Origin of the sequence: Wohlfahrtiimonas chitiniclastica (assembly GCF_002252325.1) — a bacterium.
Classification (GTDB): Bacteria; Pseudomonadota; Gammaproteobacteria; order Cardiobacteriales; family Wohlfahrtiimonadaceae; genus Wohlfahrtiimonas; species Wohlfahrtiimonas chitiniclastica.
Window position 1 is genome coordinate 681638 of the sequence record NZ_NEFL01000001.1, and the last position, 26570, is coordinate 708207.

Annotated in this window: 23 protein-coding genes; 13 read left to right on the forward strand and 10 right to left on the reverse strand. The window is 44.7% G+C overall.

What is annotated here, in order from left to right; genetic code table 11:
- The first annotated feature begins 58 nt into the window (after nt 1–58).
- Genes B9T10_RS03180 through B9T10_RS03190 form a run of 3 tightly spaced genes read left to right on the forward strand, consistent with a single transcriptional unit; the run spans nt 59 to nt 2573 of the window.
- Complete coding sequence (locus B9T10_RS03180; RefSeq protein WP_008315026.1) at nt 59–745, forward strand: TIGR04211 family SH3 domain-containing protein; 687 nt, start codon at nt 59–61, stop codon at nt 743–745.
- Nucleotides 746–764: 19 nt separating this feature from the next.
- A complete protein-coding gene (gene speG / locus B9T10_RS03185; protein WP_008315028.1) occupies nt 765–1289 on the forward strand; it encodes a spermidine N1-acetyltransferase in 525 nt (174 codons plus the stop codon).
- Between the two features lie 3 nt (nt 1290–1292).
- Entirely contained in the window at nt 1293–2573 is a 1281-nt protein-coding gene (locus B9T10_RS03190) for an AmpG family muropeptide MFS transporter (RefSeq protein ID WP_094537775.1), read from the forward strand.
- 54 nt (nt 2574–2627) lie between these two features.
- Here B9T10_RS03190 and leuS read toward each other — a convergent pair whose 3' ends face one another.
- On the reverse strand, nt 2628–5210 hold the full coding sequence (leuS, locus tag B9T10_RS03195) for a leucine--tRNA ligase (RefSeq protein WP_094537776.1): 2583 nt from the start codon (nt 5208–5210) through the stop codon (nt 2628–2630).
- 277 nt (nt 5211–5487) lie between these two features.
- Between leuS and B9T10_RS03200 the strand changes: the two genes are divergently transcribed.
- Both B9T10_RS03200 and hutX read left to right on the forward strand, forming a co-directional pair.
- Complete coding sequence (locus B9T10_RS03200) at nt 5488–6096, forward strand: HugZ family pyridoxamine 5'-phosphate oxidase (protein WP_008315033.1); 609 nt, start codon at nt 5488–5490, stop codon at nt 6094–6096.
- Nucleotides 6097–6255: 159 nt separating this feature from the next.
- Nucleotides 6256–6756 carry a heme utilization cystosolic carrier protein HutX gene (gene hutX / locus B9T10_RS03205; RefSeq protein WP_008315035.1) on the forward strand — a complete coding sequence of 167 codons (501 nt, stop codon included), beginning with the start codon at nt 6256–6258 and terminating at the stop codon, nt 6754–6756.
- 52 nt (nt 6757–6808) lie between these two features.
- Here hutX and tsaA read toward each other — a convergent pair whose 3' ends face one another.
- From tsaA to B9T10_RS03240, 7 genes are all read right to left on the reverse strand, one after another.
- On the reverse strand, nt 6809–7489 hold the full coding sequence (gene tsaA / locus B9T10_RS03210; RefSeq protein ID WP_094537777.1) for a tRNA (N6-threonylcarbamoyladenosine(37)-N6)-methyltransferase TrmO: 681 nt from the start codon (nt 7487–7489) through the stop codon (nt 6809–6811).
- Nucleotides 7489–9513, reverse strand: coding sequence for an NAD-dependent DNA ligase LigA (gene ligA, locus B9T10_RS03215; protein WP_094537778.1), 2025 nt, complete (start codon nt 9511–9513; stop codon nt 7489–7491). The genes tsaA and ligA overlap by 1 nt, the downstream gene beginning before the upstream one ends.
- Nucleotides 9514–9608: 95 nt before the next feature.
- On the reverse strand, nt 9609–10532 hold the full coding sequence (locus tag B9T10_RS03220; protein WP_094537779.1) for a cell division protein ZipA C-terminal FtsZ-binding domain-containing protein: 924 nt from the start codon (nt 10530–10532) through the stop codon (nt 9609–9611).
- A gap of 80 nt (nt 10533–10612) precedes the next feature.
- On the reverse strand, nt 10613–11545 hold the full coding sequence (locus B9T10_RS03225; RefSeq protein WP_094537780.1) for an RDD family protein: 933 nt from the start codon (nt 11543–11545) through the stop codon (nt 10613–10615).
- Nucleotides 11546–11554: 9 nt separating this feature from the next.
- Nucleotides 11555–12193, reverse strand: a complete 639-nt coding sequence (locus B9T10_RS03230; RefSeq protein ID WP_008315042.1) for a UbiX family flavin prenyltransferase — start codon at nt 12191–12193, stop codon at nt 11555–11557.
- Between the two features lie 2 nt (nt 12194–12195).
- The gene (gene hslO, locus B9T10_RS03235) at nt 12196–13032 is read right to left on the reverse strand and encodes an Hsp33 family molecular chaperone HslO (RefSeq protein WP_063455041.1); all 837 of its coding nucleotides are present in this window, start codon (nt 13030–13032) and stop codon (nt 12196–12198) included.
- A gap of 45 nt (nt 13033–13077) precedes the next feature.
- The gene (locus B9T10_RS03240) at nt 13078–14637 is read right to left on the reverse strand and encodes a TerC family protein (protein WP_008315045.1); all 1560 of its coding nucleotides are present in this window, start codon (nt 14635–14637) and stop codon (nt 13078–13080) included.
- 115 nt (nt 14638–14752) lie between these two features.
- Between B9T10_RS03240 and mutS the strand changes: the two genes are divergently transcribed.
- The 3 genes from mutS (at nt 14753) to B9T10_RS03255 (ending at nt 18945) form a co-directional block, all read left to right on the forward strand.
- Nucleotides 14753–17344: a DNA mismatch repair protein MutS gene (gene mutS, locus B9T10_RS03245; RefSeq protein WP_094537781.1), complete on the forward strand. Its 2592-nt coding sequence runs from the start codon at nt 14753–14755 to the stop codon at nt 17342–17344.
- Between the two features lie 86 nt (nt 17345–17430).
- Nucleotides 17431–18624 (forward strand): M20 aminoacylase family protein, encoded by a 1194-nt coding sequence (locus B9T10_RS03250; RefSeq protein WP_094537782.1) that lies wholly within the window; start codon nt 17431–17433, stop codon nt 18622–18624.
- A gap of 75 nt (nt 18625–18699) precedes the next feature.
- Nucleotides 18700–18945, forward strand: a complete 246-nt coding sequence (locus tag B9T10_RS03255) for a glutaredoxin family protein (RefSeq protein WP_081600415.1) — start codon at nt 18700–18702, stop codon at nt 18943–18945.
- Here B9T10_RS03255 and B9T10_RS03260 read toward each other — a convergent pair whose 3' ends face one another.
- On the reverse strand, nt 18946–20298 hold the full coding sequence (locus B9T10_RS03260) for an MATE family efflux transporter (protein WP_094537783.1): 1353 nt from the start codon (nt 20296–20298) through the stop codon (nt 18946–18948).
- A 151-nt stretch (nt 20299–20449) separates the two neighbouring features.
- Here B9T10_RS03260 and B9T10_RS03265 point away from each other — a divergent pair, with 151 nt between their 5' ends.
- The 5 genes from B9T10_RS03265 (at nt 20450) to B9T10_RS10125 (ending at nt 25892) form a co-directional block, all read left to right on the forward strand.
- Nucleotides 20450–20932: a hypothetical protein gene (locus B9T10_RS03265; protein ID WP_063455043.1), complete on the forward strand. Its 483-nt coding sequence runs from the start codon at nt 20450–20452 to the stop codon at nt 20930–20932.
- Between the two features lie 168 nt (nt 20933–21100).
- Nucleotides 21101–23341 carry a formate C-acetyltransferase gene (gene pflB / locus B9T10_RS03270; protein WP_094491296.1) on the forward strand — a complete coding sequence of 747 codons (2241 nt, stop codon included), beginning with the start codon at nt 21101–21103 and terminating at the stop codon, nt 23339–23341.
- Between the two features lie 60 nt (nt 23342–23401).
- The gene (gene pflA / locus B9T10_RS03275) at nt 23402–24280 is read left to right on the forward strand and encodes a pyruvate formate-lyase-activating protein (protein WP_094537784.1); all 879 of its coding nucleotides are present in this window, start codon (nt 23402–23404) and stop codon (nt 24278–24280) included.
- 33 nt (nt 24281–24313) lie between these two features.
- The gene (locus tag B9T10_RS03280; RefSeq protein ID WP_094537785.1) at nt 24314–25750 is read left to right on the forward strand and encodes an alanine/glycine:cation symporter family protein; all 1437 of its coding nucleotides are present in this window, start codon (nt 24314–24316) and stop codon (nt 25748–25750) included.
- Nucleotides 25731–25892, forward strand: a complete 162-nt coding sequence (locus tag B9T10_RS10125; RefSeq protein WP_143695665.1) for an alanine:cation symporter family protein — start codon at nt 25731–25733, stop codon at nt 25890–25892. Before B9T10_RS03280 ends, B9T10_RS10125 begins: the two co-directional genes overlap by 20 nt.
- A 98-nt stretch (nt 25893–25990) precedes the next feature.
- Here the strand turns inward: B9T10_RS10125 and efpL are convergent, their stop codons facing one another.
- Nucleotides 25991–26554 (reverse strand): elongation factor P-like protein EfpL, encoded by a 564-nt coding sequence (gene efpL / locus B9T10_RS03285; RefSeq protein ID WP_008315060.1) that lies wholly within the window; start codon nt 26552–26554, stop codon nt 25991–25993.
- Nucleotides 26555–26570 lie beyond the last annotated feature (16 nt).

The following is a 26570-nucleotide window of genomic DNA, read 5'->3' on the forward strand; positions in this document are numbered from 1 at the left end:
TCTCCCTCATTTATGTTTATAATGCCTTTCCTTTAGGTCACGAACATTAAGGAATAGAATGCAGCTACGTCAATCTCTCATCCCCTTATTATCCCTCACCCTTCTGTTGACATCTGCCCATGCGCAAAACAATGTCAAATATGTGACGGATCAATTACAAGCACCTATTCGCTCTGCGGCTAATGAAACCAGCCGCATTGTTAAAATGCTCACTGCCGGCGAAAAACTCACCATTGTGGGGGAAAATCGTCAGCACTATGATGTCATTTATGGTGACAACAAATCCCGCGGATGGATTCATAAAAGCTTTGTGATGGATGAACCGGCCGCGCGTGAATTTGTGGAGATGGCCAAAGAAGAGTTTGAACCCCTACAAAAAAAGATCAATGCCCTACAAAAAGAGACCGAAGAGAAAGATCATCTGATCAATGCCCTCAAAGAGAATCAAAAGAAACTGGAGCAAGCCTTAGATGTGCAAACCAATCGCGTCACTTATTTAGAGCAGATCAATAAAAATGCCGTGGACATCGACAATGACAATCAAGTGCTCACCGAACGCAACATGCAACAAGCCCTTGAATTAAAACAACTCAAAAGCGAAAACTTTACCCTCAAAGAAAACAAACGCAGCGATGAATGGTTAAAAGGCGCGAGCATCTTATTTGCGGGCATTGTCCTTGGCACCTCCATTTTGCCGCGCCTATTGCGCTATCGTAACCAAAAACGCAAATGGAGCCGTTACTAATTCACTTTAAGGAAGCCGTATGAGCAACAATCTTCGCATTCGTCCTTTAGAAAAAGAGGACCTTCGTTTCATCCATCATTTAGACAATAACGCCTCCATCATGCGTTATTGGTTTGAAGAGCCCTATGAATCATTTTTAGAGCTCTCTGACCTGTATGATAAGCACATTCATGACAAAAGTGAGCGCCGCTTTATTTTACAATTGGCCGATGAAGAGTCACGCATTGGCTTGGTTGAATTGGTGGAAATTGACTACACCCATCGCCGCGCAGAATTTCAAATCATCATTGCCCCAGGACATCAAGGCAAAGGTTATGCGCGCCATGCCACAAAATTGGCCATGGATTACGCATTTTTCACCCTCAATTTATACAAGCTCTATTTAGTAGTGGATGAGGCGAACGAAAAAGCCATTCACATCTACTCAAAATTGGGTTTTAGTATCGAGGGTACATTGCGCCATGAGTTTTTCTCAGCCGGCGCCTATCGCAATGCCATTCGCATGTGTATTTTCCAAGATGAATACCGTAAATTGGGGCTATAACGCATGAATGCACTGATGCAAGGACTCAAACCCTATCTATCCTCTAAAATTTTAACGGTGGGATTTTTAAGCTTTGCATCAGGCTTGCCGATCTTGATGACGCTGTCGACTTTGACCTATTGGCTCTCCGTCTATGGCATCGACAAAAAAAGCATTGGGCTGATGAGCCTCACGGGCTTGCCTTATGTGTTTAAATTCATCTGGGCGCCGTGGCTGGATCAAAAACGCCCTTGGCTACTTAAACATTTAGGCCGCAGAAAGAGCTGGATTGTCCTTTTTCAAGCCCTATTGACCCTCATTTTCATCGCCCTTGCCTTTGTGAATCCTAAAGAACACATCGGCATCATCTCCCTCTTAATCTTTTTATTGGCCAGTGCTTCAGCCAGTCAAGACATTGTGATTGATGCTTACCGCATTGATTATTTAACAGCACAAGAGCAATCTTACGGCTCTGGCTTATCGCAAGTGACATACCGCATTGCCATGCTGCTGATGGGTGCGGCGGTTTTATATGCCGCAGATTTCGTTCCTTGGCACACGATTTTTATGCTGATTGCAACCCTCTTTGGCATCATTACGCTCATCACGCTATTCTTTGTTAAAGAGACCAGTCAAGCCACCGTCGTCAATGCCATTCAAACGCAGCGTACAGCCTTAGAAACCGTTTTACAATACATCATTGTGCCTTTACAGAATTTTCTCAGCCGCCCACAAGCGGCATGGATTTTACTGTTCATCATTTTATTTAAAATGCCTGATGCCATTGCTGGCGTTCTCATCTCAGCCTTTTATAATGAAATGGGATACACAGGTGCACAAATTGGCTTGATCAGTAAGGTATACGGGCTCATTGCCACATTGATTGGTGCACTATTATCCGCGCAAATCATCAGCCGCATCAGCTTATATCAAGCGTTGGTTGCCTCTGCGATTTTAATGGGGCTCACCAATTTGGGGTATTTATTGATTCTCCATCATCCCACTTCATTGTCTTTAACATTGGCCATTTCACTCGAAAACTTCATTGGCGGCTTTGCAAGTGCTGTATTCATCACGTATTTGAGTTTATTGTGCAATCAATCCTACTCTGCCACACAATACGCCATGTTAAGTGCCCTAGCGGCCTTTGCTTTACGCATCTTTGGCTCGTTTTCAGGCTTTGCAGTGGAAGATTATGGCTGGCAAAACTTCTTTATTTTCACCGCATTTTTATTTGTGCCAGCATTATTTGTGTTAATCGGCATTCGCAGCAGTGTGCGGGATTTAACAAATACAGCGCCATAAAAAAATCCACCTCAAACTTTGAGGTGGATCGCTCCATTGAGTGACATCAAGGCATTATTTTGCCACAATGTTCACCAATTTTTTAGGCACCACGATCACTTTTAGAACGTTTAAGCCTTCTAAATGGCGCTGAGCAGCTTCATTCGCTAAAGCCATTGCTTCCACTTCTTCTTTCGGTGCAGAGGCTGCAATCACAAACTCACCGCGCAATTTACCATTGACTTGCACAACATAATTGATTTCATCTAACACCAATACTGATTCATCCACAGTTGGTAATGCTTGATCTTCAATTTTGCTGTGATAAATGTTCGTCCACAACTCATGCACAATGTGCGGCACAATCGGGTACAACAAACGAAGCATGATGGAGAAGCCTTCATTGCGCACATACATCGCTTCTTCTGAATCATCTAACTCGCCAAGGGCATTTAACATCTTCATACATGCAGAAATCACAGTGTTGTACTGATGACGATCATAGTCAAACAATGCTTTTTTCAATTCAGCATGCACCACGCGACGAATGTCTTTAGATGCTTTGTGCGAAGGTGCAAATTCAACCACTTTAGCCAATGAATCTTGCCATTCGTAGCCAAATGTCCATAAGCGTTTTAAGAAGCGCTGCGCCCCTTCTACACCAGAGACTGACCATTCTAAAGATTGCTCTGGCGGTGCACTGAACATCATGAATAAGCGCGCAGTATCTGCACCAAATTCATTGATGATGGATTCAGGATCCACACCATTGTTTTTCGACTTACTCATTTTTTGTACGCCGCCAAACGTCACAGGTTGGCCATCGGCTTTTAAGATGTAAGTGGTTTGACCATCTTCCACCACAGGCGTCACATCATCTAAGTTGTACCAAGTGTAACCAGAAGCCGTATGACGATAGAATGAAGGTGAAATTACCATGCCTTGCGTCAATAAAGCTTTGAATGGCTCTTTTGGTGCTTTTGCAGGATCGCCAAGCAAACCTTCATCGCGCATCAATTTATGGAAGAAACGTGAATACAACAAATGTAAAATTGCATGCTCAATACCGCCGATGTATTGATCCACTGGCAACCATTTTTCCGCACGTTCATCTAACATCGCGGTTTGGCAATCGTAAGATGCAAAGCGCGCATAATACCAAGAAGAATCCATAAAGGTGTCCATGGTATCTGTTTCACGGCGGGCAGGTGCACCACATTTTGGACACGTTGTATTGACAAAACTGTCCAATTTATTCAATGGGTTACCAGAACCATCCGGAATCAAATCATTGGGCAACACCACCGGTAAATCTTGCTCAGGCACTGGCACATCGCCACAACATTCACAATGAATGATTGGAATTGGGCAACCCCAATAACGCTGCCGAGAAATCCCCCAGTCACGTAAACGATATTGCGTTTTGATCTCACCCAATTGTTTTGCTTCTAAACATTTGGCAATCGCCGCAATCGCATCATCAAACGTTAAACCATCAAACTCACCTGAATTGATGAGTGCGCCGTGCTCTGCATATTCTGCATGCCATGTGCTGTAGCTTTGATCATCTGCATTGTTTGCAATCACAGGTTTGATGGGTAAACCATATTTTGTGGCAAATTCAAAGTCACGTTCATCGTGCGCAGGCACCGCCATCACCGCACCTTCACCGTATGTGATGATCACATAGTTCGCCACCCAAACCGGTAAATCTTCGCCTGTAATAGGATGCTGAACAAATGCGCCCGTGGCCATGCCTTTTTTCTCTTGTGTGGCAATGTCCGCTTCGTTGGTGCCACCTTTTTTACACTCTTCAATGAAGGCTTGTAATTGTGGATTGTTTTGTGCCGCTTTTTGGGCAATCGGATGCTCTGGCGCAACGGCAACATAGCTCACGCCCATCAATGTATCGGGGCGCGTTGTGAAGACTTTCATCACGCCATCTTCATACGGGAAGCCAATTTCCATCCCTTGAGATTTACCGATCCAGTTTTTTTGCATGATTTTGACTTGCAACGGCCAATCAGTCAGAGTTTCTAAATCATCCAATAACTCTTCAGCATAATCGGTGATTCTAAAGTAATACATCGGAATTTCGCGGCGCTCAATGTCTGCCCCTGAACGCCAACCTTTACCATCGATCACTTGCTCATTTGCCAATACGGTTTGATCAATCGGATCCCAGTTCACAATGCCGTTTTTACGATAAATGATGCCTTTTTCATACAATTTAGTGAACAACCATTGTTCCCAACCATAATAAGAAGGCTCACAAGTGGTAATTTCACGACTCCAGTCAAAACCAAAACCCAATAATTTCAATTGGTTTTTCATGTAGTCAATGTTCTTTTTCGTCCATTCATATGGCGAGACTTTATTGTCAATCGCCGCATTTTCAGCAGGCATACCAAACGCATCCCAACCCATAGGCTGAAGCACATTATAACCCTTCATGCTCATGTAACGGCTCATCACATCGCCAATTGTATAGTTGCGAACATGCCCCATGTGCAGTCTGCCAGATGGATATGGGAACATGGACAGACAATAATAGTTCTCTTTTCCTTCCACATGGTCGGCAACTTTAAATGTTTGGTGATTGTCCCAATAGGATTGGGCACTCTTTTCAACATCGCTATGATGATACGCAGGTTTCATACGGCATTCTTCCAATTGATTTAATTAAACAAAGAAAAACATTCATTCTACCCTATTTTGTCAATAGTTCTAGTTTTTATCCTGGATAATTCTTAGCATTTTAACAATATTTTTTCTCTTTAAAAAACAAATAATTATACTGAATAAACAAGGGTAAAAAATGATCTTATATGAGAATAATTACTATTTATTAATGATTGCTATTCACATATAAGATTTTTATTGCTACAATCAATTTTATCAATTTTCCCACCCACATGAACATGGAACTTGACACATGCAATCCAATGAATTTAACGTAGAAGTGATTGATAACAAAGGCGCTGAATTGTTTGCCCAAATCGCACCTGAACTCAATCGCTTACATGATGAGAACCTCACCTTATTAATGGCGACAATGGACAGCGACAACATTCCGCATGCCAGTTACACACCTTTTGCACATGTCGATGGTGCGTATTACATCTTCATTGCGGACATCGCTGCCCATACACAACACGTTAAAAATCACCCTACATTTAACATTATGATTGTTGATGATGAGAGTAAAACTCGTAACATCTACGGTCGTAAGCGCGTCAGCTATCAAGTGAATGCCACAGAAATCGAGCGCGACCATCCTGAGTTTGACAAAGGCATTGAAGCATTGACTTTGCGTGCAGGCAAAACCGTCAATGTTTTAAAAGAGATGGGCGATTTTCGTCTCTTTCGTTTAACGCCCACAAAAGGCACATTGGTGACAGGTTTTGGTAAAGCGTTCCGCTTAGATCCACAAAACCCTGAAAACATCCAACACTTAACAGGCAATGGTGGCAAAGGTCACGTGCGCGAAGCAGACTATGAAAGAATGCAAAATCGCGGCCACGGCCAAGCTCACTCTGCTTAACTGAACATATATGCAAGCGATCTCAATCATCACCGCTCCCTGATGGTTGATTGTCCTAAAGCTCCCCCTCGCTGATGGATACATAGTTTGATGACAACCTCTTTATCACACTACCCCCTTTCGGTCGCTTGCATATATTCTTAACACAAAGGAAGATTCATGACCCCTGAACAAATCACCGCCCTTAAAGCACAATTGGCCGAAAATCCTGGCGTATTATTTGAATCCTTAGCTGAAGAACACAATGCCTCAGAAGCTCAAATGATCGAATGCTTACCCGAAGACTTTTGGACAAAAATTGACGGCGCACACTTTCAAACCTTACTGAAAGAAGTGGCCACATGGGGCAAAGTCACCACCATTATCCATTCATCGGGCTCCATTTTTGAATTCTCAGGCCCATTTCCTGAAGGCTCAGTGGCACACGGTTACTATAATCTCAGCCATGAATCAGGTTTAAGTGGCCATTTAAAGTTTGATAACTGTGGCGCCATTTATTTTATCGAACGTCCATTTAGAGGCTCAGCCACATACAGCATGTTATTGACGGACTTAAAAGGCCGCATCATGTTTAAAATCTTTTTAGGCCGTGATGAAAACCGCGTGATTTTCCCGGATCAAATCGAGAAATTCCACGCATTGGCCAAAGCCTTCAACTAAAAGTTTATTTCACTCAAGTCCTAAGCGTTTGGCCTCTTTATGGGGCCTTTTTTTATGGTGTAGATAAAGGTTCAATGCCACAAATCTCTGGATGATCTTCCACCCATCGAAAGCGCACATTCCACTGCCCTAAACTGACGCCATACACACGATCTTCATTTTTATGGTACACAGGGCGCGGATTCTGGCTGATGACATCTTTAATAAAATCTTGTGTTGCCACAGGTAACGACACAAATTTTTCAGCAATGTCATCATGAATTTTCACTTCATACACCATAGGCGGTGCCGGTGCAAATGTGGTACTCGCCGTTAAAATGGCATCGGTAAAGGGTATGTAGGGCTTGATGTCATAAATGGGTGTGCCATTGATCAAATCGTGCCCGGCGATCTCAATGGCAACTTCATCTGCGTCAATTTTCACAATTTCAACGGCCGATAGCCCCAAACCATTTGGACGATAAGGGCTGCGCGTTGCCAATACACCCATTTTTTGATTGCCACCCAATCGTTGCGGACGCACCTTTGCATCCCCCTGCCATTCATTTTGATGAAAACCAAACACCAACCAAATGTGGCTAAATTGCAATAACCCGTCGATAAAATCCATCGAACGATAAGGCGGCACCAAGCGCACCCATGCGGTGGCACTGGTGACTAAACGCGGCTGACGAGGCACGCCAAATTTCTCAGGATAACAGCCATCAATGATGGCAATGGGCGAAATCTCCATCACTCAGGATACTGTGCTAAAAACTCATCTTCACTCATCACCATCACGCCGAGCTCTTGAGCCTTGGCAAGCTTTGAGCCTGCTTTTTCACCGGCCAATAATGCGGTGGTATTTTTTGAGATGGCACCTGACACTTTTGCCCCTAAACTCAACAAACGCTCTTTAATGCTCTCACGGGTAAAATGGTGCAATGTGCCCGTCACCACCCATGTTTGATCCAATAATGGCAACTCCGTGACATCTTTAGGTGCCATCACGGGATATTCAATGGTGATGTGCGTCAATAATCGCTCAAGCAATTCACAGCTTTGGGGTTGCTTGAAAAACTCCACCAAATGATTTGCCATGACTGGGCCAATGTCATCAATCTTTTGGAAATTCTCTGCCGTTTCTGCGCGCAATGCTGCTAAGGAGGAATATTCGCTCGCCAATACGCGCGCGGTGGCTTCCCCTGTTTCACGAATGCCTAGAGCATAAATGAAAGGTGCAAAGCGTGGCGTGCGGCTCTTTTCGATGCTTGCCAACACGTTATCGGCCGATTTCTCCCCCATGCGTGGCAGTTCTAACAATTGCGCTTTCGTTAAGGTGTATAAATCCGCCGGATCTTCCACCAAACCTTCATTGACAAAGATTTCTAGCCACTTTTCCCCAAGGCCATCAATGTCCATCGCTTTACGGGAAACAAAATGCTTTAAACGCTCAATGCGCTGTGCTTTACAGCTAAAGCTGCCTGTACAACGCAAGGCGGCTTCCCCTTCGACGCGCTCCACGGGTGAATCACACACAGGACACGTTTTAGGAAATATAATGGCGCGTACTTTCTCCTCATCACGGTGCTCGAGCGCCACGCGAATCACCTGCGGAATCACATCCCCCGCGCGGCGAATCATCACTTCATCACCAATCATCACTTGTAGACGATTGATCTCATCTTCATTGTGCAGCGTGGCATTTGACACCATCACGCCTGCGACATTGACAGGCTCTAAACGTGCCACCGGTGTAATCACACCCGTTCTACCCACTTGAAAATCCACATCAAGCACCGTGGTACGTGCTTCCATCGCCACAAATTTGTGAGCAATGGCAAAACGTGGCGCACGGGAAACAAAGCCTAATTTCTCTTGTAAATCATATTGATCCACTTTGTACACCACGCCATCAATTTCATAGGGCAATTGATCACGCGATGCCAAAATTTTCGCTTGATAGGCCAATAAATCCGCAACCGATGCAGCGTGCTCATTCAATGGACAAATCGGTAAACCATACGAGGCTAAACCTGCTAGGGCTTCAGAATGCGCTGAAAAAGGCTTCGGGTTATTTTCAATGATGCCAATGCTGTAAGCATAAAAACTCAATTGGCGCTCCGCAGCAATTTTAGAATCTAACTGGCGAATGCTGCCTGCTGCGGCATTTCTTGGATTGGCAAAGGGTTTTTCATGCTTTTTTAAACGGGCAGCATTCAATGAATCAAAGACTGAACGGCGCATAAATGCCTCACCGCGCACTTCTAAACGGCTTGGAAAATCACCCTTTAAAACAAGGGGAATGCAACGAATGGTTTTCACATTCTCCGTGACATCTTCACCGCGCACCCCATCGCCACGGGTTGCAGCGCGCACCAAAACGCCATTTTCATACAAAATACTGATGGCCAAACCATCTAACTTTGGCTCTGCCCAGTAATTTAAACGCGCCATTTCATCACGCGTGAGTTTTTCGCGGATGCGCTCATCAAATTTCACCACATCTTCTTCTTTAAAAGCATTGTCTAATGAGAGCATCGGCATCTCATGGATCACTTCTGTGAAGCCCTTTAAAATGGTGCCGCCCACTTTTTGAGTGGGAGAGTTGGGCAAAATGTATTGAGGATATTGCCCTTCAAGAGTCTTTAGTTCCTGAAACAATGCATCAAACTCTGAATCAGTCAATTCAATTTGATCAAGCACATGGTAATTGTAATTTTGACGATTAATTTCATCAACGAGTGCACGCATGCGCGCTTCAATGGACTCACTCATGGGATTCCTTTGCAATTTTGCCTAAATTTTTTCGATAAAAAAATGTCCTTAAAAAGCGAGTTTTAAGAACATTTGATCACGCAATGCATCTAGCATTAACGATGTGAACGGTGTTTGGCCCAGATTTTCTTCTCTTCTGCGCGCGCTTGTGCCACTAAATTTTGAACATATTCAGCATCCACCGGACGCTGATGCTCATCAAGCAACGTGCCGCCAATGCTTTGCCCAAAGAAGGCAGCAGCACGAATCAAGTTTTCCACCGTATCCATTTGTGGATCAGGCCCCGGAATGCTTGCAAAAAAGAGCAATCCTGGAATTTCAGCCTCTAAAATATCTGGCGTGTTAAAGCTGCCTGGATGAATCATGTTCGCAATGCTGTACATGGGCTCATCGCCTAAATACGTGGTGACAATTTGCTGTAAAAAGCCATCCGTGCCCACCATCAATTTAAGCTGTTTGGCAGTTTCTAACACTTCATAACCGGAATAAGGCTGATCATCTGGTGCACGCAAAATGAGCGCAACGGTTCGCACCGCTTCAGGGCGCGCCAGTTGAGCCTCATCATTATGGTCATCTTCTGTATTGCTGCTGCCTGCAAACATCTCTTTGATGCGGGTAAAGAAGCTGACTTTAGGGGCGTGATCTTCTGCGTGCTCATCATCTTCCTCAAGCTCATCTTCGAGATCTTCAGAATCTTCTGGCAATTGTTCCGCGGCGCGCTTTTCAGCATGCTCAACTTTTGGTTCAACTGGTGCGCTGCGTACAGCCGCTTTTGGTGCAGGCTCTGCCACAACTTCTGTCGCTTCAACCACGGCTGTTTGTACAGATTCTGTCACAGTGTCATCATCGCCTTCATCTTTTGGCAATGCTTGCTGACTGAATTCAGAAAAACGATGATCAATGTGTGGCTCAATGCGGTCATTGTCTTCTTCATCGTTTTGTCTTTTTAAGATAAACCAATAGATACCACTTGCCACAGCAATGATTATTAACAATAAAGATCCGATTGATCCACTCATGGTTGCTTCCTTATACGCGTTTTATTCTTGATCAAGGGAGAGTTCAAAGCCTTTATGATACTAAAAAAAAGGCCATTGCACTATGGATTGATGTTTTTTCCTTGATCCATGCCCACCATTGTTGCTGTGATGCGGTCATAGATGGTTTGATGTAAGCCTCGTTTGTCATAAAAGCCCATGATGAATGTGCCCAATAAAATCAACAAACCGATGGTGCTCAAAAAAGAGACCAAAAGGAAAAATGCGGTGATGATGCATGTTTGACGCAAAATCGCTTGGCGCAACAATACTTCAGGGCCAATCAATGAATAGACGCGGATTTTAAATAAACGTTTACCAAAAGTGGCTCGGTACTTACTGTCCATGAGCCCAAAGTACAATACCTGAATGGCAAAGGCAAAAAACATCACGCTCATCACTAAATCTGCAAAATTTTCATTGGCCATGTAGCCATTGACCACATTGCGTACATCTTCTTGTGTCACAGCACCATTTAATGCATTTGATAATTCGTATAACAACGATGTGTTGATGATGCCAAGTGGCGCAAGCACCAATTCAAGGAGGATGTTTGATAAAATGACGCAGATCATCATGTCCACAATGAAGGCGCCCGCACGTTTTAACATTGACGCAGGGGCAACTTTAACCACGGTGACATTTTCACGCTGTACATTTTTAATGGTTTTTTGCAGCTCTTCAAATGCCTCTTCTAACAGCTTTTCTGTCTCTTTTGCTTGTTGATCAGCGACAGATAACGGCTCAGCAGACTCAAGCACAGCTACAGGCTCAATCACCACCACTAAGCCAAGCCCTGCTAAATAATCCCGAATGTATTCAGCCTCTTCACGCGTTGCTTCATGTTTGATGATGGTTTTATCAGTGTTAAACCATGAGGCAAAGAAATCATCTTCCTTATGATACGCCCCTGCTAATGCGCGCATGGCCATCTCTTGGCTGTGCCCCGCTTTTAATTCACCATAAAACAGTACCTGATATTTCTCTTGTCCCACTGTATACCCTTATTTGACTGAAGAATCATCGCCCCATTTATTCATGAGGTCATGTTCAATGTTGAGTTGATCTAAAATTCTGGCCACCATGAAATCAATGATGTCATCGACACTCTTTGGCCTATGATAAAAACCCGGATTTGCTGGCATCACAATCGCGCCCGCCTCTGTCAATGTGAGCATGTTTTTAATGTGAATGGCATTAAGTGGTGTTTCTCGAAGCACAATCACTAAAGGCTTACGCTCTTTGAGCATCACATCGGCAGCACGCTCAATGAGATTATTCGATTGCCCCGTTGCCACAGCACTCAATGCGCCTGTCGTTGCTGGTACAATCACCATTGCGCGTGAGGTATTTGAGCCCGATGCCATGGGTGCACTCCAATCTTCCACACCATAAATGCGCAATAAATCGGGTTTATCCACCCCCACAAGTGCAAGCAGACGTTCCTTTTGCACTTGGGGTTGATTGCCAAGTTGTACATCCATCTCCATGGCAAACACGAGCAAAGCTGCCTTACTGATCACCACATTTAACGGATAATCGGCTTTAAGCAGCACTTCAATTAAACGAAGGCTGTATTGCACGCCTGAGGCGCCTGTGATGGCAATGGAGATGCGTTGATGTTCTTTTGGCAAATTTGGCATGTTTAGATCGCTTGCATATCGTCTGCAGTAAAATCGTATGTTTTACCACAAAATTCACATGTCACACTTAAATGACCATCTTCTGCCAAAATTTCATCCACTTCTTCTTTCGACAACTGCTTGAGCATGCTCTCTGAACGCTCACGCGAACATTGGCAATAAAAATGCAATGGCTCTGCATCAAATAAGCGCACATCATCTTCAGAATATAAGCGATACAACAATGTTTGTGTATCTAACTCATTGAGCTCTTCAGCCGTCACCGTTCCGGCTAAATGACAAATGCGGTTAAAGGCATCTTCATCTTCCATTTCACCCGGAATGCGTTGCAGCAATAAACCACCTAATTCATTGTCAGTATTGCGTAAAAATAGCGCGGTGCGAAGTTGCTCAGAGGTTTCAAAGTAGCGTTCAATCGCTGCAGCAATGCTCTCATCAATCAATGGAATCACACCTTGATAGCTGTTGTTTGAGTTGGCATTTTCCACCGTAATCACAACGCGGCCACCTTCTGTGAGTTCTTTGAATGTGGCATGTTCAGGCAAATCATCACGGTAAGTTGCCGTTGCTCTAAAGCCGCCATCATGAGTGATTTGCACCACCAACATTTGCAATGCGCCGGTGGCTTCAATTTGCACCGTCAAACGGCCTTCAATCTTAATTGTGGCGCTCAATAATGCTGTGGTTGCCACCAATTCACCCAAATATTGCTGCACAATGGCAGGATATTCACGGCGCTTTAAAATTTCTTGCCATGCGCTGGTCAATTTGACGCGCTCACCACGGATCGGCAAATTTTCGAATAAAAAGCGTTGAAACATATTCACATTTGATTGCATGTGTTCACCTTGTACGGAAAAATAAAAGATCAATGGTTAAGTATACTACAAGATCCCCAATTTCGGTTTAACCACGTGCACATTGAGGATTCTGCGATCATCCACTTCTTTGACCGTAAAGAGATAGCCTTGCAATTCAAGGGAATCGCCCACGGCAGGCACATTGTCAAAAATGTCCACAAGCATACCGCCAAGGGAGCTGTAATCATCCTGTTCATCCACAAGGCCGCGTACACTCAATGTTTGCTCCACTAAATGAAGATCACAAGAACCTGCCATGATCCACTCATCTTCGCCGATCACTTCAATCGATGCTTTTTCATCTTCATCGGGAAATTCTCCTGCAATCGCTTCGATGATGTCTAACAACGTAATCACACCATGCACTGAGCCAAAATCATCCGTCACAATCACCATGTGCGCATTTGTATGACGGAAAATGTCCATCATTTTCAATACAGTTGTGGAACGATGGGAGAAAATCGCAGGTTTAATGGTATTTTCACGGTCAATTTCACCGGTTGTCATTAAATCAGCAATCACGTCTTTTGCGCGCACAACGCCAATGACTTCATCTAAATGGCCATCACACACCGGGAAATAGTTGTGGGGAATCTCTTTGACTTGGCGTAAGATTTCTTCTTTTGAATCTTGAATATTGATCCAAGAGATGTTGTTGCGCGGCGTCATGATCGAGCGAATCATACGATCACCTAAAGTTAAAACGCCACTCACCATGTTGCGTTCATCTTGCCCGAAGATTTCAGGCTCATCTAAGTGATTGTCATCCTCTTCTTCAGCTTCGCTCTCTTCATGCTTATCATTTGTGCCAAGCATTTTAAGCACCAAATTCGCTGCGCGTTCACGCCTTGAATATTTGCTCTCTTGCTTTAAGAGATTGCGATTGATCAATTGATTGATGAGCTCAATAAAGACAGAAAAACCAATAGCAGCATAGATATAGCCTTTAGGCACTTCAATGCCAAAGCCTTCCATAATAAGGCTTAAACCAATCATCAATAGGAAGCTTAAACACAACACCACAATGGTGGGATGACGATTGACAAAGTCCGTCAATGCTTTAGCAGCAAAGAGCATCAAGCCCATCGAGATGCTCACAGCTGCCACCATCACCCAAAGGTGTTTTGCAATGCTCGTCGCTGTAATGACGGCATCAAAGGAGAACACGGCATCTAAAACAATGATTTGTAAAACAATTGGCCAGAATTTCGCATAGCCTTTTGATTTACCTTCCACAATCATGCCGCCTTCTATGCGCTCATGAAGCTCGCGGGTGGCTTTTTGCAATAGGAAGAAACCGCCAAAGACTAAAATAATGTCCCGAACGGAAAAAGGATGCTGAAAAAATGGATCGGTAAAAAGCGGTTGCGTGAGGGTGATCATCCACGTCATGACGGACAATAAACCAATACGCATGATGAGCGCTAAGCTTAAGCCGGTGATTCTTGCACGATTTCTTTGACGAGGCGGAAGTTTATTAGACAGTATTGCAATGAAGATTAAGTTATCAATACCTAAAACAATTTCTAAAACAATTAGAATGATGAGCGAAACCCATATCGATGGGTCCAGCAGGACTTCCATATATTTCCTCTATATGCAGTAAATAAAGCGTATAATTTGCATCACTTTTCTATTGAACGCAAACTATTTTACAATAATTCACATTTTAACCCAAAATCGGAGATTTCATAGTCACATGGTTACCGCTTCAGCCTCTGCCCACACGCCAATGATGCAACAATATTTTGGCATTAAGTCTGATTATCCTCATATGTTGGTGTTTTACCGCATGGGGGATTTTTATGAGCTGTTTTATGAGGATGCAAAACGGGCAGCAAAGTTGCTAGACATCACCTTAACTGCACGTGGGCAATCTGCTGGTGAGCCCATTCCCATGGCAGGCATTCCCTACCATGCGGCAGAAAGTTATTTAGCCAAACTTGTGCGTCTTGGGGAATCGATCGCCATTTGTGAGCAAGTGGGCGAAGTGCAGGCTAAAGGCCCTGTGAAACGTGAAGTGGTGCGCGTCATTACGCCCGGAACACTCACCGATGAATATCTTTTAGACACCAAGCGTGACAATCAAGTGGCTGCCCTCACCTGCCATCAAGGGCAATGGCTACTATCATGGCTAGATCTTTCAAGTGCACGCTTTAAGCTCACCGATCCTTTAACAGAGTCTGAATTACTCTCTGAGCTCATTCGCATTCAACCCTCTGAAATCATTGTGCCTGAAGATTTAACCCTACCCGATGCAATTGCTAAAATTGCCATCACGCAGCCCTATCCTGCTTGGCACTTTGATTTATCACGCAACAGTGAAAAACTGCGTCAACACTTTAAATTGGCATCTTTGCAAGGTGTGGGGCTCACGGATGATGCATTGCCCATCATGGCAGCCGGTGCGCTCTTAACGTATGCAAAAGAGACTCAAAATAGCGAGCTTAATCACATCACAACACTGCACATCGAACACATCCATGATGCGTTGATTTTAGATACAACAACCCGTAAAAACCTAGAAATTGAACGCACATTAAGCGGTGGCACCGAACACACATTGCGCGCCCTCATTGACCATTGCCAAACGCCGATGGGCTCACGTTTATTATCTCGCTGGCTCAATCGCCCATTGCGTGATCACAATACATTGAACGAGCGCCTTGATCTCATCGAAGCCATCGAGCCTTTGTGTGAAGTGTTAAGCCCACTGTTAAAACAGATGGCAGACATCGAGCGCCTCGCCACACGCATTGCCCTCAAAACTGCGCGCCCGCGTGATTTGATTCAGTTAAAGCAGAGTTTAACGGCATTGCCCACGTTATGTGATCACATTGCCCACAATGATGCCATCGCAACCATTGCCCCATTGTGGCAAGCGGATTTAGTGCCCATGCCTGAACTCCTTGATCTCATCAGCCGCGCGATTGTCGATGAACCGCCCGTATTGATTCGCGATGGTGGCGTCATTCGCATGGGCTATGATGCCGCGCTTGATGAGCTCTTAAACCTCAATCATGAAGGCAAAAATTATCTACTCGAGCTTGAAGAGGCACAAAAACGAACCACTGGCATCACCCATTTAAAAGTCGGTTATAACCGCGTGCATGGTTATTACATTGAAGTGCCAAGCCAATATGCTGACAAAATGCCACCTCAATACGTGCGTCGCCAAACTTTAAAAGGCGTTGAGCGCTACATCACACCAGAATTAAAACAGTTTGAAAATAAAATCCTGCATGCTAAAGAAAATGCCCTTGCCCTAGAAAAGCAACTGTGGGATCAGCTCCTTGAACAAATCATTCCTGAAGTGACGCGCCTTCGTTTACTGAGCGATGCCCTCGCCCATGTGGACATTTTTGCAAACTTTGCCAACCTTAAAAACAGCCTCAATTGGAGTCGTCCACAATTTACACCGGCCGTTGGCATCCATATTACCGAAGGGCGTCATCCGATTGTGGAATCCACCATCACGCACCCTTTTATTGCCAATGATACGACGCTCTCACCTGAGCTGCGCATGCAAATCGTCACAGGGCCGAACATGGGCGGTAAATCCACTTATATGCGCCAAACAGCATTGATCACACTTTTGGCTTATATTGGCTCTTTCGTCCCGGCAAAAGCTGCCACCCTTGGACCTGTGGATCGCATATTTACCCGCATTGGTGCGCAAGATGATCTCTCCTCTGGGCAATCGACTTTTATGGTGGAGATGCTCGAAACCGCCACCATTTTGCATTACGCCACAGAAAAAAGCTTAGTGTTGATGGATGAGGTTGGGCGCGGCACGTCAACCCTTGATGGTTTATCCTTAGCATGGAGCGCCGCGGTGTATTTGGCCACCCGTTTAAATGCCCTCACGATTTTCGCCACCCACTATTTTGAAATGACGGAGCTTGAAAACCTCTATCCACAAATTGTGAATCTGCATTTAGATGCAGTGGAATATAAAGATGAGATCATCTTCATGCATGCCGTGAAAAAAGGCGCTGCTTCTAAAAGTTATGGTTTACAAGTCGCTGCACTTGCGGGCATCCCTCAAGATGTGATCGCCATGGCAAAAGAGAAATTGCAAGAGCTTGAGCACTCCTTTGCCCATGCCACACAAAGCCAACCGATCGAAACACTTAAAACGCCTAACATTGCACCCGCGCCCACAGAGCAATTACCCCTATTTATGGCAGAAGAACATCCTGTTGTAGCTAAGCTTAAAGCCACAAATGTTGATCGACTGACGCCAAGAGAAGCACTGCTGCTGCTTTATGAACTCTCCGATCAACTCTAATGATAAACCTTCCTTCACGGAAGGTTTTTTTTCAAATCAAAGCGTGCTATGTTCGAAGACACATCACCTTTTATTTCGGAGCGCCCATGGACAACGCTGAATTATTCGCCGGCATCGATGCCCTCAAAGATGAGATGATCGCCATTCGTCACCATCTTCATCAATATCCTGAAATCGGTTATGAGGAGCATTTAACCAGTGATCTTGTGGCCGAACGATTGACACAATGGGGCTATACTGTCCACCGCGGGCTTGCTAAAACCGGTGTGGTTGGGCAACTGAAAAATGGCGAAGGGCCGACCATTGCTTTACGCGCAGACATGGATGCCTTACCCCTTCAAGAGCACAATGATCTCCCTTATCAAAGCAAACACACAGGTAAAATGCATGCCTGTGGGCATGATGGACACACAGCGAGTATGCTTACCGCAGCCCGTTATTTGGCAGAGCATCGTCCTTTTCAAGGGACAGTGAACCTTGTGTTTCAACCGGCAGAAGAGGGTTTAGGTGGCGCGCCACGAATGATGCAAGAAGGTTTATTTAAGGCCTTTCCCTGTGATGCCATCTTTGGATTTCACAACATCCCAAATTATCCTGCTGGGCACTTTGGTTTTTGTCATGGACCGGCGATGTCCTCTGCCGATGCCGTCACCATTACCATCACAGGCAAAGGTGGGCACGGTGCACTCCCTCATTTAAGCATTGATCCGATTGTGGTGGCATCCTCGATTGTCATGGCGCTGCAAACCATTGTTGCCCGCAATCTCAATCCCTTAGACACTGCTGTCATCTCTGTGGGATCGATTCATGCAGGCACAGCGACAAACATCATTCCGAATAATGCGGTGATTAAACTGACGGTGCGCACTTTGAATCAAGCGGTGCAAACACAAGTGGCCGAGCGCATCAAAACGATTGCCACCTTACAAGCACAAAGCTATGGCGCAACTGCGACAGTGGATTATCAAAAGGATGTGCCTGTTTTAATCAACACTGAAGCGGAAACGCGCTTGGCAGAAGATGTGGCGCGTGATCTCTTTGGGGATCACGCTGTGATTGATCACTGCCCGCCTATGCTTGCCAGTGAGGATTTTGCCTTTATGTTAGAAGCACGCCCGGGCTGCTATTTATTTGTGGGCAATGGCACAACAGGGGCGCACAGTTGCTCACTCCACAATCCCCATTATGATTTTAATGATGACATTTTACCGATCGTGGCCGCTTATTGGGTCAAATTGGTCTCAACTTTTTGCCCACAATCGCCGAGCATCGGTGAATAAAATTATTGCAGCATTTTGTGATTTTTTTGTGTTATTGTAAGAAAAACAGATTCATTCATACGAGATCAATCACAAATGCTAGAAAATATAACAAATTCACCCATTTTGCTGTACGGCACCAGCGATTGTCATTTATGCGAAACGGCGATGGAAATTTTGGATGAACATCACATTCCTTATGAGTTCATCGACATTGCCCATGACAACAATTTAGTGGAACAATTAGGCTGGTTCATCCCGGTCATTAAAGTTGATGATGAAATGGTCAAGAGCCCATTGAATTGGGATGAGCTCTTGCCAAAATTAAAGGCCAGCCTTTAATTAATGCTCGATGTTCAGGCGCTTTGTTTCCCATTTACGGGATTTCCAGCGCCATGCATTGACAAGCCCGCGAATCCATTCATCGCACAAAAAGCCGATCCAAATGCCGATGAGCCCCATTTCTAACACAAAGCCAAAATAATACCCCACGGGAATGGCAATGCCCCACATAAAAACCAACGCGGCATAAAATGGGAATCGTGCATCCCCCGTTGCGCGCAGTGCATTGACCATCACAATGTTTTGTGTGCGCCCTGGCTCTAACAAAATCGAGAGTAAGAAGAGCGGCAATAACAGCTCTTTGATGATCGGATCCTCCGTAAAGCTGTCCACCACTAAATAACGGGCAAAGTAAAACACCACAACCACCGCAAAGGTCACGAGCATGCCTGTGCGTAAACTTTTCCATGTGCGGGCAGAGGCTGCGTTAAAGTTAGACGCCCCCACCAAATGCCCCACTAAAATTTCATTGCCAATCCCAATGGCTAAGGCAAAAAGCATCAACATATAAGAGAGCTGCAAATAGATGTTGTGTGCCGCCAATGCATCTTCCCCCATTTTGCCCACAAAGGCGAGCATCACGAGCATTTGTGCCGTCCATGAAAGATTTTCCCCTGCCGATGGCAAGCCGATTTTTAAAATCTGTTGTAAAATCTTTTTGTGGAACTGAAAGAACATGCGCCATTCTAAACGCACTTTGATGCCAAAAAATAAGAGATAAAAGAGCAGCGCAACGCCCACAATGCGCCCGAGCAATGTTGAACCTGCCACGCCAGAGAGCCCAAGCGGCGGAAAACCAAACACGCCATAAAGCACAAAGATATTCCCCACCACCGTCACAATGTTCATGATGAGAGACACATACATCGGCGCTTTTGAGTAACCATACACACGTAAGCAAGAGGCTAAAATGATCGCCACCGCTTCAAAAATCAAACAGATGCCGATGATGTGAAAATAGTCATACGCCATGCCTAAAATGTTCTCTGGCGTGTTCATCACAACCAATAAATCACGCCCAAAGAACCAAATGGCCAAAAAGGTGACAAAGCCCAGCATTAAATTTAAGGTGATGGACAAATGGATGGCTTTACGCGTGGTTTCACGATCCCCTGCCCCTAAATATTGCGCCACCACGATGCTGCACCCAACGCCAATAAAATTTAAAATGGCAACGCTGGTTTCAAAAAATTGATTGCTCGCAGCAGTCGCTGCCACCATTTGAATGGAGACATGACTGATCATCCACGTGTTGATCAATAAAGTGACTAAGTGCAAAAAGATATCGATAAAGATCGGCCAGCTGATGGAAAACAGTGACCGTTCACTGACGGCATGGGTTGATGAGGACATAGAACTCTACTTATAGAATGGGGAAGATGATGCGAAAAATGTCCGCATTATATACAGTTATGACGCATTTCAAAAGTAATCTTTATTGCCTGATTAATGCTATAATCAAAGAAGATACCATCATTTTCTACACATTCTATAAGGAATAGACATGAGTGATACCCTACCTAACCGCCCAAACATTTTCCTTTGCATCATTGGTTGGCTTGCGTTGGTGATTTTTGCCTTTTCAGTCTCTTCGCCCTCGCTGCTCTTCCCCATTTCATTTGTGCCGGTGATCCTTGTTTTACTGAGTTATAACTTATACACAGAGCACCCTTCCTTTAGACGCATTGCCATCGCTCAAGGTATCAGCGCGCTATTGTTCTGTCTATTCACCATGATTGCCTCCATCCGTTTAGAACAATTGCCAGGCAATTTATTGGATTTAAAATTCAACTACGGCTTTATGATTGTACTCACCACCTGGCTATTCATTGTGATCAGTCATTTTGTCACCACAGCCTTCATTTTAGTGAAAGTGTTGCACAAACACTCATCTGCGATGTTACTGTTCCTCTTTAACTTTGTGATTTTTATGGCCGCATTTTATGCGCTTCGCTGGGCGATCCCAACATTCCTTGGTGCGCCTTAAATTTTCATTACTTTACACACAAAGCCTTGATTGACATCAAACATCAAGGCTTTTCACACCAGATTTAGCCCATAAAATAAACATAAATTAACACAGTCGATATATAATAGAACCATCAAGCAGCATTACTCTTTTAATCATTCGATCCGGGAGTTTGTTATGAATACGATGAATTTTCAACACGCTTGGCGTGACTTTAAAGGCACTGATTGGCAAGATGCTGTCAATGTGCGTGACTTCATTCAACACAACTACACGCCGTTTGAAGGCGATGACGCCTTCTTGCAAGGCCCAACACCACGCACCGAACAACTTTGGAAAGAGCTCTCTGTCCTACTTTCTAAAGAGCGTGATGCCGTAGGTGGCGTTTTAGATGTGGCCGATGATGTCGGCTCGCGCATTGATGCCTTTAATCCTGGTTACATCAACCGTGATTTAGAAAAAATTGTGGGCGTACAAACCGATGCGCCCTTAAAACGCGCGATCTTCCCAAACAGTGGCTTTCGCTTAGTGGTGAACTCGTTAGAAGAGATCAATCGCACCATTAATCCTGAAATTCAGGACATCTACACTCATTATCGCAAAGATCATAACCAAGCGACATTTGATATTTATAACCCAATGATTCGCGCGTGTCGCTCTTCAGGCGTCATTACAGGTTTACCCGATGCCTATGGTCGCGGACGCATCATTGGTGATTATCGCCGCGTGGCATTGTATGGCGTGGATTATTTGATTCGTGCAAAAGAGGCAGAAAAAGCCGAAACCGATGATTGGGATTTTACCGAAGATACCCTTCGCTTACGTGAAGAGATGTCTGAGCAACTGCGTGCCCTCAATGAATTAAAAATGATGGCGCTTTCCTACGGTTTTGACATCAGCCGCCCTGCGGACAATGCCATTGAAGCCATTCAGTGGACCTATTTTGGTTACCTTGCCGCCACAAAAGAGCAAAATGGTGCTGCCATGTCCTTTGGACGCGTCTCCACCTTCTTAGACATCTACATTGAGCGCGACTTTAAAGAAGGCACATTGACAGAAGTGGAAGCCCAAGAGCTCATTGATGACTTGGTGATCAAATTACGCATCATCCGTTTTTTACGCACAGAAGATTACAATCAACTCTTCTCTGGCGATCCAACATGGGTGACGGAATCCATTGGTGGTATGGGGCTAGATGGCAGAACTTTAGTCACTAAAAATAGTTTTAGATTCCTACATACGTTATACAACTTAGGGCCAGCGCCTGAGCCAAACTTAACAGTGCTATGGTCCACGCAATTGCCTAAAGGCTTTAAAGATTTCTGTTCTAAAGTGTCCATTGAAACGAGCGCCATTCAATATGAGTCTGATGATTTGATGCGTCCACATTGGGGCGATGATTATGGCATTGCCTGCTGCGTTTCTGCGATGGCGATCGGCAAACAGATGCAATTTTTTGGTGCACGTGCGAACTTAGCTAAAGCCCTGCTCTATGCCATCAATGGCGGCGTGGATGAAAAAACCGGTCAATTGGTGGTGCCAAACTTTGAGAAAATCACCAGCGATGTGCTCACGTATGATGAAGTGATGCCGCTGTATGACAAAATGCTCGATTGGCTCGCACAAACCTATGTCAAAGCCCTCAATGCCATCCATTATTCCCATGATAAATACGCTTATGAGCGCATTGAAATGGCACTTCATGATCGTGATGTGATCCGGACGATGGCATGCGGCATCGCCGGTTTATCTGTGGCCGCAGACTCATTATCCGCCATTAAATTTGCCAAAGTGACACCGATTCGTAATGAAGCGGGCATTGCCATCGACTTTACCATTGAAGGCGATTATCCTGCCTTTGGTAACAATGATGAGCGCGTTGATGACATTGCTGTGGCATTGACAGAATCCTTCATGAATAAAGTCAAGGCACAGCCCACTTACCGCAATGCAACGCCGACTCAATCCATTTTAACCATCACATCGAATGTTGTGTACGGTAAAAAAACCGGCAATACACCCGATGGCCGCCGTGATGGCGAACCCTTTGCACCAGGTGCAAATCCCATGAATGGTCGTGATGTGTCAGGCTTTGTGGCGGCAGGTGCTTCTGTGGCAAAATTGCCCTATGATGCCGCATTAGATGGCATCAGCTGGACTGCATCCGCAACGCCAGGCGCCCTTGGCAATACGTTGGCCGATCGCGTCAATAATCTTTCTAATTGTTTAGATGGTTATTGCGGTGCGAATGGTTTTCACATCAATGTGAATGTCTTTAACCGTGACACTTTGATTGATGCCATGAACCATCCTGAAAAATATCCGCAATTAACGGTGCGTGTTTCAGGCTATGCCGTGAACTTCATTAAGCTCACCAAAGAGCAACAAATGGATGTCATTAACCGTACTTTCCATGTAAAAGCCTAACGATTATTGCGCAATTGTGGGGCATATTTCGGTATGCCCTATTTGCGTTATGAGGTCATTATGAGCCACGCGCACAAACACATTCCCACCATTCCCATTGAATCGATTGATGAATTAGACTTTGACCCCATTCGTAAACCGCTTGGCGTCATCGCACCTGCCATCATCAACCATGACAATCAGCTCTCTGGCTTTGTGCACTCTGTGGAAACAGGTGCCGCCGTCGATGGTCCTGGCGTCCGTTTTGTGCTCTTTACATCGGGCTGTCAATTTCGCTGCCTATATTGCCACAATCCGGACACTTGGAAGCTTCACAATGGCAAACTTCGCACTGTGGATGAAATGGTCAAAGAGATTGGTAAATATGCACGCTTTTTAAAATTTGCAGGCGGCGTCACCTTCTCAGGGGGCGAGCCGATGATGCAAGCTCATTTCATTGGGGAGATTGCTTATCGTGTCAAAGAACAATATGGACTACACATCGCTTTAGATACACAAGGATTTTTAGCCAGTCACTTAGATGATGCATGGTTTGACCACATTGATCTTGTGATGCTGGACATTAAGCACATTGATCCCGATAAATATCTCGCCCTCACCTCCCAACCCTTACAACCCACCTTAGATTTTGCCCATCGTTTAGTGCGCATGCATAAACCGATGTGGATTCGTTATGTAATTGTGCCAGGGCTGACGGATGATTTAACAGACGTTGAGAATCATGCCCGTTTTTTACATGAATTAAAAGCGCAAAGCATCGCATTGCATGGACACAATCTCATTGAGCGGGTGGAAATTCTGCCCTTTCATAATTTAGGCGCGCATAAATGGCAAGCCCTTAATTTAACCTACACCTTAAATGAGACTTCAGCCCCGAGTGCTGAATCGTTACACACAATTAAAGAAATCTATAAAAAATATCGCTTACCTGTTGTATAGTTATCCCGCGTTATAACAAAATTAGGATCATCTATGGAAATCATCAATTGGATAACGGGACCTTTTAATAATTTTATTTGGTCTTATATTTTAATCATCGGTTTATTGGGTTTAGGGGTTTACTTTTCGATCCGCACACGTTTTGTGCAAATCCGCTTATTTAAGCAAATGTTAAAAGTCACTGTGGAGAAAAACCCAGGATCTGACGGCGTTTCTGCCTTCCAAGCCTTCACCATCAGTGCGGCAAGCCGCGTTGGTACAGGCAACATTGCAGGCGTGGCGTTAGCGATTGCCATTGGCGGCCCAGGTGCTGTGTTTTGGATGTGGATCATCGCCATCATTGGTATGGCAACCGCCTTCATTGAAAGTACACTCGCCCAAGTCTATAAAGTCAAAGATGGTGACACTTTCCGTGGCGGCCCTGCTTACTATATGGAAAAAGCGTTGGGCTTTAGAAAATTGGGCATCGCCTTTGCCATCTTATTAGCCGTCACTTTCGGCTTTATCTTTAACTCTGTACAATCAAACACCATTGCGCACTCCTTTGCCTCTGCTTTTGGCTTTACGAATGTACAAATTGGTGTGGTGTTGGTGATTTTAACCGCCATCATCATCTTTGGTGGCGTCAAACGCATTGTGAACTTCACACAGGTGATTGTGCCCATTATGGCAGTATTTTACATTGGTTTGGCGATGTATGTGCTTTTCACCAACATCACAAAAGTGCCTGAGATGTTCATGCTCATCATCAGCAATGCCTTTGGTTTAAAAGAAGTTGTGGGCGGCGGCATTGGTGTGGCCATCATGCAAGGCGTGCGCCGTGGTTTATTCTCTAATGAAGCGGGCATGGGCTCTGTGCCAAATGCTGCGGCAGCAGCCAACGTTTCTCACCCAGCTAAGCAAGGCTTGGTGCAAAGTTTAGGTGTATTTTTTGACACTATCATGGTGTGTTCAGCCACCGCCTTCATCATTTTATTGTCTGGCTTATACACCAATGTAGAACCTGGCATGGGCGGCGTTGTCTTAACCCAAAACTCATTGGCGTTACAAATGGGCTCATGGGCACAATATTTTGTGGCCATCGCTGTGATGTTCTTTGCTTTTAGCTCCATCATCGGTAACTATTACTATGGTGAAACGAATATTGAGTTCATCAATGGTAACAAAACAGCCTTATTGATCTATCGCTTAGTGGTGCTTGCGATGGTGATGTGTGGCGCGCTCATGCAAATGGAATTGGCATGGAACCTAGCCGATGTCTTCATGGGCTTGATGACCATTTTAAACTTAATCATCATCATGATGCTCAGTAGAATTGCCATTGCGGTGGGTAATGACTATTATCGTCAGCTCAAAGAGGGCAAAGATCCTGTATTCAAAGCTTCCTCCATCAAAGGGCTAAAAAATACTGAATGCTGGGGCCCAGAGAAAAAAGTTATGGATCCTTGGTATGGCCGCCGCCTTGATTAAAGATACACTCACCCTCGTCAATAAAGTCAAAGAAGTTGACACTTTCCGTGGCAGATCTGCTGACTATATGGAAAAAACTTTGGGCTTTAGAAAATTGGGCATCGCCTTTGCCATTGCGGCGGACAATGACTATTATCGTTAGCTCAAAGAGGGCGAAGATCAAAAATAATGAATCTTTAGCGATCGATATAAAAAAAACCTCAATCAATGATTGAGGTTTTTTTATTGAGATGGGAATGCTTATTCGCGCCCCATGAACTCACCTGTTTCTGTATTGACACGGATTTTGGTACCGTTTTCAATATAATCCGGCACTTGTACATCAATACCCGTGGATAAACGCGCAGGCTTGGTGCGTTTTGTGGCACTGCCGCCTTTTAACTCAGGCGCGGTGTCCACAATTTCAAGCACAATGCTTTGAGGCGGTGACAATGCAATTGGTTGATCATCAATCAAAGAGACATAATAACCTTCAACACCTTCGATGATGTAACCTTTCATGTCAGCCACAATTTTGCTACTTAATACATATTGCGTGTAATTTTCCACATCCATGAAGACATAATCTTCCCCATCCATATAGGAGAAAGTGGCTTCACGTTTGCTTAAATCAACGCTCTCTAAATCATCATCTGCTCGCAAAGACAAATCGACTTTATGTCCATCTGGGATGGAGAACATCTGAATACGGTAAGTGGTATTGCCACCGCGCGCAGTTGGCGCTGACTTCTCCACTTCTCTGACCACATAGTAAAGACCGTTATGAGCGATCACTGTGTGTCTTTTAATCTCATTTGCCTTCATTACATACCCTTTCTAA